9 protein-coding genes are annotated in these 13,918 nt (G+C 59.5%); 1 reads left to right on the forward strand and 8 read right to left on the reverse strand.

What is annotated here, in order from left to right:
* Window positions 1–16: 16 nt before the first annotated feature.
* The 7 genes from J4D97_RS19885 to amaB all read right to left on the reverse strand — a co-directional run bounded on the left by J4D97_RS19885 (window position 17) and on the right by amaB (window position 12,174).
* Window positions 17–2,005: a DUF3857 domain-containing protein gene (locus J4D97_RS19885; RefSeq protein ID WP_208309091.1), complete on the reverse strand. Its 1,989-nt coding sequence runs from the start codon at window positions 2,003–2,005 to the stop codon at window positions 17–19.
* Between the two features lie 81 nt (window positions 2,006–2,086).
* The gene (locus J4D97_RS19890; protein ID WP_208309092.1) at window positions 2,087–4,042 is read right to left on the reverse strand and encodes a DUF3857 domain-containing protein; all 1,956 of its coding nucleotides are present in this window, start codon (window positions 4,040–4,042) and stop codon (window positions 2,087–2,089) included.
* The gene (locus J4D97_RS19895) at window positions 4,029–7,346 is read right to left on the reverse strand and encodes a toxin-antitoxin system YwqK family antitoxin (protein WP_208309093.1); all 3,318 of its coding nucleotides are present in this window, start codon (window positions 7,344–7,346) and stop codon (window positions 4,029–4,031) included. The genes J4D97_RS19890 and J4D97_RS19895 overlap by 14 nt, the downstream gene beginning before the upstream one ends.
* A 259-nt stretch (window positions 7,347–7,605) precedes the next feature.
* Entirely contained in the window at window positions 7,606–8,787 is a 1,182-nt protein-coding gene (locus J4D97_RS19900; protein ID WP_208309094.1) for a hypothetical protein, read from the reverse strand.
* 68 nt (window positions 8,788–8,855) lie between these two features.
* Window positions 8,856–9,608, reverse strand: coding sequence for a hypothetical protein (locus J4D97_RS19905; protein ID WP_208309095.1), 753 nt, complete (start codon window positions 9,606–9,608; stop codon window positions 8,856–8,858).
* A 97-nt stretch (window positions 9,609–9,705) separates the two neighbouring features.
* A complete protein-coding gene (locus tag J4D97_RS19910; protein WP_185281317.1) occupies window positions 9,706–10,275 on the reverse strand; it encodes an RNA polymerase sigma factor in 570 nt (189 codons plus the stop codon).
* 300 nt (window positions 10,276–10,575) lie between these two features.
* A complete protein-coding gene (gene amaB / locus J4D97_RS19915; protein WP_208309096.1) occupies window positions 10,576–12,174 on the reverse strand; it encodes an L-piperidine-6-carboxylate dehydrogenase in 1,599 nt (532 codons plus the stop codon).
* 182 nt (window positions 12,175–12,356) lie between these two features.
* On the opposite strand from amaB, the gene J4D97_RS19920 reads away from it, so the two are divergent.
* The gene (locus tag J4D97_RS19920; RefSeq protein WP_208309097.1) at window positions 12,357–12,524 is read left to right on the forward strand and encodes a hypothetical protein; all 168 of its coding nucleotides are present in this window, start codon (window positions 12,357–12,359) and stop codon (window positions 12,522–12,524) included.
* On the opposite strand, the gene J4D97_RS19925 is transcribed toward J4D97_RS19920, so the two are convergent.
* Complete coding sequence (locus J4D97_RS19925) at window positions 12,504–13,799, reverse strand: zinc dependent phospholipase C family protein (protein ID WP_208309098.1); 1,296 nt, start codon at window positions 13,797–13,799, stop codon at window positions 12,504–12,506. The genes J4D97_RS19920 and J4D97_RS19925 overlap by 21 nt on opposite strands.
* Between the last annotated feature and the right edge of the window lie 119 nt (window positions 13,800–13,918).

Genomic DNA, 13,918 nt, shown 5'->3' on the forward strand with positions numbered 1-13,918 from the left:
TAATGAGCCGTGAGAATCAGCCTTTCTTTTCCAGCACCAACACCACCTTATTGAAATTAGCGGCGGCGTTTACCACGTCTCGGAACGCTTCAAAGTCTTTCTTTGGCCACCGGATTTCGCGGTAATACTCCGTGATGTTGATGGTGACTGTCTGGCCTTTCTGCTCGTACTGCGAGCGGAACAGGTAAGATGGCGCGGCCGTGGGGCCGGTTTTCACGTCCACGTTCAGGTCTTGCAGGTTGCGCACGGCATAGCCGGCCGGCAGCTCCACGGTAATTACGCGGTTGTAGCGGCGGTTGAAGTCGTTTTCTACGTCGTACTGCCGGGCTTCGGCCTGGTACAGCTCCGACTGCGGCCCCAGCAGCGTCCCGATTTTGAACAGGTACTTCGGCCCGGCCCGGTCCAGCAAATCCGCCGATTCCACCTGCGCGTCTACCACAAAAGGCTTCGTCAAGGCGCTCAGGCCGGCTTCGCCGTTGGTTACTTTCACGGAGGTGAAGCTGGCATTGGGCACGTTGCTTTTCACCAGCTCCTGCAATACTTCCGTCCGCTTATCTTCCGGAATAAAGCTATAGAACGGCTGGATGGGCTGCGCCTGGTAGCCGCCCAGCGTTTCGTGAAAGTCGATAAGCGTCTTGTCCAGCGCCGGCGAAAAACGCACGGTCATGGCCAGGTCGTTGGGGCTCTCGTCGGCGGTGAGGGTGGGGATGTCGCGCACCGCACCCACGGCCGACTCGGTAGTGCCCAGCTTCACGGTCTTCACAAACAAGCCCTTGTTGGCCGTCCACTCGGCCGGAATCATACCGTAACGGTAGTCAGGGCGGGCCGGGGCCAGGTACTGCTTGGTGGCAGGGAAATAGAAGGCGTAGTTGCTGAGGTAGTTCCAGCTGTCGAAGCCTTCGTCGAAGGGCGCGTCGCTGCGGTCCGAGGTCAGCACCAGCTCATGCTCCACGTACAAGCGGCGCAGCACGGCCGCAAACAACCGCGTGAAGCCCACCTCCGAGGCGTTGCGCGTGGTGATAATGCGCGTCAGCGAAGGCTCGGCAGCCGGATCGAGGTTGAAATTACTTTTCAGGTACTGCTCGGCGGCCGTGATTTTCGCGGCTACGTCGGCGCCAGCCGGCACGGGCAGCTGCTTCATCAGCTTATCCAGTGCCTTGTTCTCGTCCTTGTTCAGGGTGTAGGTCGTGCCGTGGATGTACTGGCTGGCATCGGCCCAGGTGAACAGGCGGGCATTGCCGCGGGCAGCGTTGTAGGCCAGCTTGTATTCGGCGCGCATCAGTTCGGCTTTGGGCGCGGCAAAGGTTTCATCGTGGCTGGCTACCACGGCGGGTAGGTGCACATGCGTGATGCGCTTTTCCTGGCTCACGGTATCGTGCTGGGCACCGGCCGGGACGTGGTAGAGCCGGGTTTCAAAGGTGAGCGTGGCGGGCGAAATCAGCTCAAACGTGACATCGCGGGCCGGAATGCCCGATTGCAGGTACTCGCGCCCGAAAAACGTGCCGGGCCGCTCCCGCATAAAGATGTACTCGATTTCGCTGCCCTTCTCCACGCCATCCAGCGCGAAGATTTTGTAGTTGCGGGTGCCATCGTCGTCCTTCAGCTCTTTCATGTTGCCCTCGCTCACTTCCACCACCTCGCCGCGGGGACTGATGGTGCGGGCCTTCAAGGTCACGATGCGTGCACCGTCCTGCACCGGCACGTAGATTTTGTTGAATTGCTCAATCCCCTCCGACGTGTTCACCCGGATAATGCGGTGGTCGATAGAAAACAGCCGCAGGTTTTTGCGCTGCGCATCAGTATAGGCAAACTCGTTGGCGCTGAACTCCCGCAACACAAGGGCGGGCAGCTGGGCATCGTCGCCGCTCACGGGTAGGCGCTTGCGCTGCGTTTCCCAGTTATAGGTGGCATATGTGAGTGAAGCCGGCAGGCTTTGCGCCTGCGCCGCAGCCGGTAGCAATACGGTTAGAAAAAGTACAAAAGAGCGAATCGGACGAGAATACATAGCGTTGCGAATTGTGAGTTACGAGTTGCCAGTTATGGGTTACGAGTGTACTGGCAACCCATAACTGGCAACTCATCACTCTTAGGCTTTTTTCTTCTTGAGAATCAGGGCGTCGCGGTAGGCGGCGTTGAGTTTGTCGATGACAGCGTTCCACTGCGCAAACTGGTTGGGCTGGAGCATGAGGTAGTCCACGTACACGTCCTTTTCCTGCACAATTTTGTTGCCCTGGCGCTCGTAGCGAATCTTGAAGCCCAGCACCGGGTCGGTGGCCTCAGCGTTGGTCGGCAGGTATTCCACCTCGTAGCCGGCCGGAATTTCGAACTCGGTACGGGTGTGGTTGGTGTGCGCGTACTCGTTCACGCGGGGCAAGCGGCGCGTGGCCGGGTCGATGCGGTCGGCGGCGTAGGGCTGCTCCAGGTTCAGGTTCACGTAGATTTCGTCGTCAAGCTGCTGCACGTAGTCCTGCAAGCGGTACTCGTAGTCGATAGTGAGCGGCTGCTCGCGGGTATCGAGGTTGCCGACGGCGTATTTATCCACGAAAAACTTGTTGTTGCCGCGCTCCAGCAGCGCCTTCACGTACTTGGCCTCGTCGGTTTTGTTGGTGCCGTCGAGGGCGTAGGAGCGCTCTACCTTGGGGTAGCCATCCAGCGCCAGCTTGCCTTTGCCGCGCAGCCCGTTGCCCTCCAGCACCACCTGCGACACGTCGCTGACGAGGTTGCGCTCCTTGGGCATCACGGGCACGGTGGCCACTTTGCACTGCTTGGCGTCCACAGCCAGCAGGGCTTCCTTACCCTGAATAAAGGCCGAAGGCATCCCAAAGGGCGTGTATTTGCTGGTGGCATCCAGAAACACGTACTGCCCCGGCTTCGGCTCGTAGGCCGCAATCATGTGGTTATCAACGCCGGGCGTGGCCAGCTCGGAGTAGCGGTAGGGTAGGTCGCGGGTGCCAATCCAGGTGAGGTAGGACTTCACGCCGGCCATGCGTAGCATCTCGTGCGTGAGGTTGGCCATGTCCTTGCAGTCGCCATAGCGCTTGCCGCACACCAGCCCGGCATCGCGCGGGATAAAGCCACTCATGCCGTTCTCGAAGGCCACGTAGCGCACATTGTCCTGCACCCAGTAGTACACGCGGCGCACGCGCTCCTGCTCGGTCTTGGCCCCTACCACCAGCGAGTCGACAATGTGGCGCAGGGCAGGGCTTTCCTGCTTGTCCACGTTGGCCGTGAAGCCGGAGTACATAGCGTACAGGTCCTCTACCCCACCCAACACTTTGCGCGGCTGCCCGGCAGCGGGTGCTTCTTCAATATAGTATACAATGTGCGGCAGGTAGTACGCCGCCGCCGGACCATCCTCGTCGCGGGGTGGGCTGGGCAGGTTGTCGGCCGTCCAGCGGTAGATAACGTTGCCGCCTTTCTCCTGCCGGGTGAATTGAATGGGCGTTTGCTCGGCGTGAAAAACCTTGTAGTTGATTTTCACCGCTTTGGGCGCCGTGATGGTCAGCTCGGCGTGGCGGGTAGGCACGTAGGAGCCTACGTAGAACGGCATCATAAACCGGGCGTCGGGCTGGCGCACGGTGTAGTCGCTCACGGTGCGCACGCCGGGCGCCACGGCCGGAAAGCTGAAGGTGGTGGCTCGCGTATCGTCGAAGAAAATGCCCGGCTGCATCTCAAACTTTTCCTTGAAGCTGGTCACCTTCATCGCCTTATAGCCATTGCCGACGGGCACCATGGTTTGGGCTTCCAGCTTCTGCAACCGGCTGAAGTGCGAGCTGTATACCTTGTCGTTGGCGTACATGCTCGACTGCGCCCCCAGGTGCAGCATGTCGTAGTGGTGGCGCGTAAGCACCTGCACCGAGTCGCCCTTCAGCGTCACGTTCAGGTCCTGCCGATACTCCAGATACACCGCTTTTTCGGTGGGATACTGCTCCTTCATCTGGGTTAGCAGCTGCAAGGGCTGCTGGGCGCGGGCGCCGGTTACCAGGCCCAGCGCCAGCAGCGCCCACAGGCTGCCCCGACGGTAATAATCACTTGCTGCCATACACATAAGTATCCCAGTAGACGTCCGTTTTGGTGGGCTTCCCCTGAGTGTTATAGTAAATAGTTGGACCGCATTTTTCGCCGCAACGGTAGGTTTCCTCGCGCTCCGGCGTGCCGTCGGGGCGATAGTAGCGGCTCCGGCCGTGCAGTTCATCGTGCTGATACTGCTCCTCTTCAAAAGGCTTGCCAGTGGGGTAGTACGTGGTGAGCAACCCGCTTAATACGCCATCTTTATGCTGAATTCGGCGGTACACCTGCCCGGTGCTGTAGTAGTAGGTGCGGGCGCCTTCCGTATCGCCCTGGCGGTAGGTTTCCTCGGCGGCCGTTTTGCCGTTGGCGAAGGTTGTTTTCAAGGAGCCGGTTACCGGCACGGGCTTGTACTCGCCGGTTGGGCGGCCGTCGGGGCCGGGGCCGCGGTAGCGCACGGGTAGGCCGTTCTCGTATACTTTCTCCAGCATCAGCTCGCCCAGGCGGTTGTAGCTGAGCGTGGGGCCGTGCCGCTCGCCCCCGGCGTAGGTGGTGCGGTACTCCACTTTGCCGTCTTCAAAATACGTAAGCCACTCCCCCATCAAGTCGCCATTCTCGTAGGTGCCGGTGCTAAGCAGGGCGCCGGAGGGGTAGTACATTTTCCACGGTCCTACCCGCACGCCGTGGTGGAACTGGCCCTCGGCGGCCAGCTTGCCGTTGGGGTGGTAGGCGCGGTGGGGGCCGGCATTCTGGTCTCGGTCGCGGGTGGTGGCGTACTGCACCTGGCCCGTGGGCGTGTACCACACGGCCTGGCCCGTCTCGGTAAAGCAGTTGATGTCGGTTTTGAACAAGGGCTTGCCACCGGGGTAGGCCAGCGTATAGCTCTTGGTTTTGGGCGTCAGCGCCACGTGGCTCAGCACTTGCCCGGTAGAGTCGTAGGCGGTTATCTGCACCAAGCGGTCTTGTTCATACTGCTTTTCTTTGGTGAGCTGCCCGGTAGGCGCGTAGCTCTGCGACAGGCCATTCAGGTCGCCGTTGAGGAAGTTGTAGGTTTCGCTCAGGTGGCCGTCGGCGTAGTAGTCGTGCCACGGCCCTTGCTGCTGCCCGCGCTGGTAGAAGCCGTTGCGGCGGGGCTGCCCGTCCATGTAAAACGTTTCGTAGTAGCCGTCGGCCTCGTCATTGTGGTACTGCTGGCGGGCCTGCACCCGGCCATTCACGAAGTAGCTTTCCTCCAAACCCTCCTGCTTGCCCTGGGTGTAGTGGCGCACCTTGGAGGGGGTACCGCTGCGGTGCAGCCAGCGCCACTCGCCTTCCATCAGGCCATCGGTGTAGGTGCCGGTCAGGTAGGGCGTGCCGTCGGGGCGAAAGCCCTGGATGGTGGTTTTGCCTTTCCGGGCCACGTCGGTCTGGTTGATGGTCTTGCCGGCTTTGTCGAGGTAGGCGGTGCGCGTTACGCGGCCGTGGTCGTAGGTAAACTCCGCAAACAGCTTGCCGTCCTCGTCGAAGTCGCGGTAGGGCCCGTGCAGCTCGCCCGCGTTGTCGTAGCTGATTTCGGTGCTGGGCTTGCCATCGGCGTAGAACTCGTGCCACGTACCCGTGCGCTTACCCTGGGCAAACGTGCCGGCGTTGTGCACTTGCCCGTTGGGGTGGTAATCGGTGTAGGCGCCGTGCAACTCGCCTTTTTCGTAAGTGCCTTTCTTTTCCAGGTTTTTAGTAGGACCAAACACCTCAAAGGCTCCGTTCAGCTCGCCATTCAGGTAGGTGTACCGGTACTCCACGGTGCCATCGGGGTAGTAGGCGGTTTCGGGACCGTCCTGCTTGTCGGCTTTGTACTGCTCGCGGCGTCTTACCTTACCATCGGCGTAATAAAACACCGCTTCGCCGTTGATGGCGCCGTTGCGGTAGGGCCGCACCTCGCGCACAATGCCGCAGTAATAGTATAGTTTGGCGTCGCCCTCGGGCTCCCCATTGCGGTAGGCTCCCTCAACTGATAGCTCGCCGTTGTCGAAATATTCTTTGTACGAGCCCTCCTGCTTGCCCGCCGCGTAGTCCAATACCTTGTGCACCTGTCCGTTATCGTAATACTCGTGCCACGTGCCTGTGCGCTCCCCATTCGACGAAAAAGCGCCCTCCGACACTACGTAACCGGGCGCCTGCACCATCATCCAGTCGCCGCGCAGGTGCATTTTGCCATCTTTGCCTACTTCGCCTTCCCCAAATCCATCGAGGCTGCCTTCGCTGTCGTACCAGGCTTTCATCCGAACGGGCTTGCCCTGGCGCTGCACCACTTGGTAGGCCCGCAGCTCGTTGAGCGCGTCGGCGCTAGCGCTGCCCAGGGCTTCCACCTTTTTCTTGTTCGACTTTACCCACTGTGCCGGCTTCTTATCATCGGCTGACATAAGAATAAGGTAGGTGAAGGCCGTGAGGTTGTCTTTCTTGCGCAGGGTAGACACCAGCGGCCCATACGTGCGCAGCCAGAAATCCGACTCGGCCGCCGCGCCGGTAGCCGCCGGAAACTTCTCTACCAGCAGCTGCAACTGCTTCACCACGTTCGCATTAAACTTCACCTTAGAGGTGTAGTCGTTGCGTAGGGCTACTTTGGAGTTCAGCAGCAAATCCAGCTCCTGAAAATTCTCATTTGGCACAAAGGGCTTCACGCGTTCCTTTTCCTCCACTTCCAGCGTGCCCGTTGCCAGTTGCTCCAGCGACACCAGCACACCATTGCTCTGCTCTGTATCGGGCCGAATCGCCAGGTAAGTCATCAGGCTAAGCATAGCCCGCGCTGTCTGCCCTTGCTGTGCTGCCAAACCACCCAGTAGAAAGTGACTGTTGGCGTGGGTAGGGTTCAGCTCCAGGCTACGCTGCAAGCTGGCCAGCGCCTCGGCGTAGCGGCCATTATTTTTCTGCGTGACGCCCTGATTATACCACAGCGTTTGGCTGTACGGAAACCGGCGCAGGCCCTCGGTGTAGGCCTGCAACGCTTTGGGTATATGGTCCTGCTGCTCTTCTGCCTCAGCCAGGATAACGTAGGGCTCCGCATCGTTGGTGTGCAGGGCAATAGCCCGGCGGCTGGCATCAGCGGCCTCTTTATACTGCTTGTTGGAGAGGTACGACAGGCTCAACTCGCCTAGCACCCGCACATAGGATGTGTCGCTTGATGGCACGGTGCGGTATTGGGCAATGGCGCCGGCATAGTCGCCCTTGTCGTGCAGGGCTACGGCGTCGCGGAGAATTTGTGTGGAGTTGGGGAGGGTAGGCAGCGTGGTTTGTTGTGCCTGGGCCGCACTACCGGCCGCTACCAATAGGGCCACCAGGGCCGGACGGGTAAACTTACGCATTCAACTAACTGAATAGAACTATAATTACTTGATAAAGCACCAGGATCAACCCGAAGGCTATTATCACTGCCACAATAATATCACTATTGTGGCATCTAACCTGAACCGTTCGTGCGTTTTAGATGAAATTTTGGGGTAGTGCATCTGCTCTGCGCATCATTAAAGCACAGCCGCATGTATTACCTTACAGGTCACACAAAAAAGGCCGACTTCACAGCCGGCCTTTTTCTTGTTCTTAGTATTGCTATTGCACACCGCCTTAGCGGTTGAAGCTGACGTTGCCGTAGCGCACTTTGATGTTTACGTTGCTGGCGTTGCGGGCCTGCACCGCCCCAAAGCTACCCTGCGTATCGCTGGAGGCTTCGTTGCTTTCTTCGGAGGCTACTTTCACCATTTCCTTGTCAACCAACAGCTTGCCGTGGTCGGTATTCACATCGAAGTTGAAGCCCGCATCGGCGGCAAAATTGAGTAGGAAGGTGCTGTAGCCACCGTCGAGGTTGATCTGACGGAAGTTCTTACCCGTGTTACGCACCTCAAAAGCCGGGCAGTACTGCACTTTCATGTCCAGCTTGTTGTCGAGCTTGTCGATGCTGAATTTCGAGAAGCCCGACGAGCCGCTGAGGCTATGCACGGTACCCAGCACCACGTCGCCGTACTTGCTGTGCACGGTCAGGTCCTGCACCGTACCCATATCGATATCCGAGTAGTTGTTGCGCAGCTCAATGGTCTTACCGGCGTTCAGGCGCAGGCGGGAGTAGCAGGCGTCGATGGTGGCGGCGCGGGCGTAGGCTACGGTGGCCTGGCCGTTGCTCACGCGCACGGCATTTTGCGCGCCATCCAGACGACCAGCACGCAGTTGCCCGTAGTGCACGGCCAGGTCGGTGCTGCCGGTCAGGTCGCCGTTGATGCTGATTTCGCCAAAGGTATTCTGGAGCTTCAGCGGCGTGTTTTTGGGTAGCCAGATGGTGTAGTTTACTTCGTAGATGCGGCGCTTGCTCCAGCATTCTTTAGGCATCAGCCCAAAGCGGGAGCGGGCCGACACGCCGCCCGTGGCGGGGTCGTTGGCTTGCAGCTGCACCTGAATCATGTCCTGGAGCTGCTGGGCTTTCTCATCCGTCGAAGCACGCGTAATCACTTCTACATCCGTCCGGATTTCCTTGCGGCTCCATGTATTGATCTGCACGCGGCCGTAGCGAGTTTCCAGGGCGTAGCTTTTGCCCGGCACAGCAGCAAACGTGCGGCTCAGCTTGCGAGACTTTTCTACGGCAATAGCACCGGGGTCTTGTGCAGGCGTTTCACCTTGTGCCGGGGCTTCGCCTTGCACGGCAGTAGTGGTGCCTTGGGCAGGAACCGTTTGCTGGGGCGCGGCCGTAGCTGCTTCGGCCGCAGCCGGCTGCCGGTAGAACTCCCCGGTCGTTTCCGCAGTTTGGGCGTAGCTCAAAGAGGCGCCTGCGCACAAAAACGCTGTCAATAGGTTTCTACCCCAGCCTGCACGTGTAAACCAGTGGCTCATTTGCGACGATGATTATCGGCCAGCGCAAAGGGCTCTTCGTATGCTTGTACCTGCTCGTGTGTGCGCAATTGTTGGTTCAGAATATCCAGCCGGATTTGCAGGTTGCGGTTCATGGCGTCCAGCACCACATCGGGCTCGGGGTTGCGGTACAGCTCCACACGTAGCTGCCGGTAGGTAGAGTCCAGCGAGGTCAGTTCCTGACGCCAGTCGGCGTCGGGAGTGGCAAGGGTGGCTGTTTCTAGTTCGTGCAAATCAGCCTGACGCTCCCGAATCTGGGTAGCGTAGTAGGCTTCCATACGCTGTACGGCCGTGGCTAGGCGCTGGGCCGGCGCATTGGAGGCTTCTACCGCCATCGGCTCGCCTCCCAGGTAAAGCGGCAAATCAGAGGTAGCAACTGTTGCCGAAGAGGCACTGGCAGTTGTTGACTGGGTAGCCCAGCAGGAGTTATTTTGGGTGGTAGTCTGCCAGAAATAGCCACTGCCAGCTAGCAGTAAAGCCGCGCAGGCAGCAGCCCAGGCATAGCGACGACGCATGGGCTGTGTTTCGGCTACAGGAATATGGGTAGGGGTAGCAACTGGTTGCGTCGGGGCATCATCTGCCACAATGCGCAGAGGAGCAGGCGCTGGAGTTGCCGGAGCATCCAGGGCTTGTTCTAAGTCGTCCCATAAGTCGGGGCGGGGCTCAAACGCGTCGAAGTCGGCGCGATGCCGCTCCACGAAAGCCTCTAATCCGTTGGGGTTCTTGTTCATACTCAATAGAGCTATACACAGCCACATCTGGCCACGGTCAACTGTCCGCTGTGTATACGATGGGTGGTGGAATAACGCGTCTGGGGCCGCGGGGGTTTTACAATCCGTGTTGCCGGGCAAGTTCTAACAGCTTCTTACGCGCCCGGCTATACTGTGATTTGGAAGTTGATTCGGTGATGTCGAGAATACCGGCTATTTCGGCGTGGTCGTAGCCTTCGAGCAGGTACAGCGAGAGTACAACCCGATACCCGTCGGGAAGTTCCTGCACGCAGCGGCGCACCACGTCGGCGCGCCAGTGCAGCTCCTGCGCATCGGCCTCCGAGAAGTGGCTGTCGGCGTCGCTGCCAGCCGCGTCGTGCTGCTCTCCTAAAGGCACCACTTGCAGCCGACGGTTGCGTAGGCAGTTGATACTTTTGTTGATCACGATGCGCTTCAGCCAGGAGCCAAACGACGAATCGCCCTTGTAGCTGTGCAGCTCCCGGAACGCACTCAGAAACGCTTCCTGCAACACGTCCTCGGCCTCGGCAAAGTCGCCGGTGATGCGCAAAGAAGCGTTGAACATGGCTTTCGAGTAGCGTTTATAAATCTCCGCCTGCGCACGCCGGTCGCCGAGGCGGCAGCGTTCTACAAGCGGGGCATTGATGTCGGTATACGCGAAAGCTTCCATGCAAAAGACGTTCAGGGTTTCGGAATCAGGTTAGCTGTCCAATATCCGAAATTCTGGGCTAAGCTGCTAGTTTCAGCGAGTAAGCAGGAGAAAGACAAGTGATTGAGGAGGAAGGTTGCAAGGGCCGACACTTTCCTTCTAACAGGCAAAATCCCCGCCGAATACACGACGGGGAGTAATGTTGTTTCCTATTCAGTATAAAATAGAGTGCGAGGGTAGGAATACTTCTCTACCACCACTTTTCAGCTGGCTTACAAGCTATTGCACCCAACCACGGGCAGCTACAAGCCGCCCCTACCCTCATACATCAAATCGTATGCCCTGCGCCAGGGGCAGCTCGTGGGAGTAGTTAATGGTGTTGGTCTGGCGGCGCATATACACTTTCCAGGCGTCGGAGCCGGACTCGCGGCCGCCGCCGGTGTCTTTTTCGCCGCCAAAGGCCCCCCCAATTTCAGCGCCCGAGGTGCCAATGTTTACGTTGGCAATGCCACAGTCGGAGCCGGTGGCGGCCAGGTAGGCTTCAGCTTCGCGTAGGTTGAGGGTGAAAATGCTGGACGACAGACCCTGACGCACGCCATTTTGCAGAGCAATGGCCTCCTGCACGTCGCCACTGTACCGGATCAGGTAGAGAATCGGGGCAAAGGTTTCTTCCTGCACCGTGTGGTAGTGGTTTTCGGCCAATATCACCGCGGGGCGCACGTAGGTACCGGTTTCGTAGCTGGGGCCGCTCAACACGTCGCCGCCTGTCAGCAGCGTGCCGCCTTCTTGCTGCACGCTGGCGAGAGACTTAGTAAAAGCTTCTACAGCCTGCTTGTCGATGAGCGGGCCTACCAACGTGCCGTCGGCCAGAGGGTGACCGATGGGTAGGTTGGGGTAGATTTTGAGGAGGCGTGCCTGCACATCCTCAAAAATAGAATCGTGGATGATGAGGCGGCGGGTAGTGGTGCAGCGCTGCCCAGCCGTGCCTACCGCCCCAAACACCACGGCGCGCATGGCAATGTCGAGGTCGGCGTGCTCGGTGAGGATGATGGCGTTGTTGCCGCCCAGCTCTAGCAGCGACTTACCCAGGCGGGCGCCCACGGCCGCGCCTACCTGCTTGCCCATGCGGGTGCTGCCCGTCGCCGACACCAGCGGAATCCGCTCGTCGGCTGCCATGGCTGCGCCTACCCCCGCATCACCTATGATAAGGTTGAAGATGCCCTCGGGCAGGTCGTTTTCTTTGAGCACCTGTGCTACCAGATGCTGCACGGCTACCGCCACCAGGGGTGTTTTTTCGGAGGGTTTCCAGATGCACACGTCGCCGCACACAGCGGCCAGCATGGCGTTCCAACTCCACACGGCCACCGGAAAGTTGAAGGCCGAGATGATGCCTACCACGCCCAGCGGGTGGTACTGGTCATACATGCGGTGGGCGGGGCGCTCGGAGTGCATCGTGAAGCCGTGCAACTGCCGCGAAAGACCCACAGCAAAGTCGCAGATATCAATCATTTCCTGCACTTCGCCCAGGCCTTCCTGCTCAATCTTACCCATCTCGTAGCTCACCAGCTTCCCCAGCGGCGCTTTGTATTCGCGCAGCTTGTTGCCGATTTGTCGCACCACGTCGCCGCGCTTGGGCGCAGGCACCAGGCGCCAGGCCGTGAAGGCTTCCTGAGCGGCTTTCACCACTTGCTCATAGTCCTCGGGGGTAGCCAACTGCACCTGCGCAATCAGTTGCCCATCGGCGGGCGAGTGGATGGCCCGCTGTGGCCCGTTGCCTACCTTGCTCCAGTAGCGGCCGGTAGAATAGGCAGCGTTTTCGGGCTGCACGCCCAATTCCTGCAATACCGTTTGGATGCCATGCGGGTCTTCGGGCGCGGGGGCCGCGCCGGTAGCGGCAGCTTCTTCGAGGGCTTGTTTCATGTCAGAAAGGGTAGAGTGTTGGGGTGGGAGAACAAACGCCGTTGCTTGCGCTGGACGTCTTACGTAGGATAACAAAGCTAACAAACATCGGCGCGACGTAAGGCTATCTGTTAGCTTTCCTACCTGAATAGGCGATAACAAAAGCAGGTAACACTACTTGACAATTACCTGTCATTCTGCGCTTGCGAAAGCCTCTCTCACGCAAGAATAATGCTCGTAACAACGACTCGTTCTGCTGTGAGAAGGTCCTTCAAGCGCAGGAGAACAGCCGCCTTTTGCGTCACCCTACCCTACCCTACCCTACCCTACCCTACCCTACCCTACCCCTCTCACGGTGCCAGCGCCCGTAGCGCCGCTAGCGCTTCTTCGGTTTCCTTGCGCTCTTTCTGGTACTCGCGCTGGTCTTCGTCGGCGTCGTGGCCGCCGAGCTGGTCGGTTTGTTGGGCCAGGGTGGGCACGCCCTGGACGAAGTAGGTGAGTAACTCAGAGCGCAGACTAGGTGAAAGGTGCTCGAAATGATGCTTGTGCAGCTCGCGGAGCAGTTCGCCATAGGTGGCATCGGCCAGGTGGTAGATGGTAGGGCGCATGGGCTGGCCGGTGTCGAGGTTGGTGTTGAGCAAGTGCGGGTCGAGGGCGGCCGTGTCGCGGGGCAGCTCGGCGGTGAGGGTGCTGTACGCCCGCAATACCGCGCGGTAGCTCTGCCGAAACTTCTGCTCGCCGGCCGGGCTGGGCAGCTCAAAGGCGTACGTTTGCAACGGACCTATTTTGGGAAGCAGGTTAATCAGCTTGGCCACTACCCGCGCCCCGAAACCGGGCTTCTTGTACTCGGTACCAAACTCGCGCTCAAACTTGCGGCGGTTGGTCTTGTAGAGGTACTCGCGACGGCGCGCCCGCGGGCTCACCCGCCGGATTTCTTTGCGCTGACTATGCCAGGCCGCCCGCGCCGCAGCCGGTAACAGTTGGTTCACAGCAAACCGAAACGACGCCACGCTCACATCCACGTTTGGAAACACCTGCCTCAGTTCCAGCCCATACGTCTGCTGAAAGGCCCGTTCCAGCACGTCTTTGCTCACCCGAAATCCCACGGCCTTATGGTAGTCCTGGGTACGGTAGCGGCCGGCGGCCACCTGCACCACATCAAACGAAAACTCCAGCTCGGTGTGCCGAATGGGTGCGTTTTCGTAGGTCACCACGGGACCATAATTGGCGCGCAGGTCCTCATACACGGTGGGCATAATCTGGTTGGTGCCCTCGGGGTGGCCCACGTTGTCGGCGGCGTAGTGCGAGAGGGCGCCTAGGGCAAAGGCATATTCGTTGCGGGTGCGAGCCTGCCGCAAGAGATTGCGCACAAAGTCGCCGCTGCGTACGTAGTGGGTGAGGTCGGTAAAAAACTCCACGCCCAGCGGATAGTACCCCATGTCCTGAATGATGGCGCCGCCATAGGCGTAGCTTTTGGCTTCGGCGAGCTGTACGGAGTCGGCACCGGGGTAGCGCTGGCGCAGCAGCGGCACCAGGCGCTGGTCCCAGGTGGAATCGATAACGGCCTGGTGAGTAAGTACCGAGTAGGCAGCGGCCGGCGCGACCGGCAAGGTCAGCAACAAGAGCAACAAGAGGCGGGAAAACATGTGGGAAGGTAGGCAGCTGAACTTGAACTGTGCTTAACCAATAAAGCCACGCAACGGTTGTGTTTTGCGCTTCTGCTCAATGGTCGAAGCGCTAATTTGTCTGCCAATAAGTCCAGCAG

The sequence above is a fragment of the Hymenobacter defluvii genome (assembly GCF_017589435.1).
In the GTDB taxonomy this organism is placed as follows: domain Bacteria; phylum Bacteroidota; class Bacteroidia; order Cytophagales; family Hymenobacteraceae; genus Hymenobacter; species Hymenobacter profundi.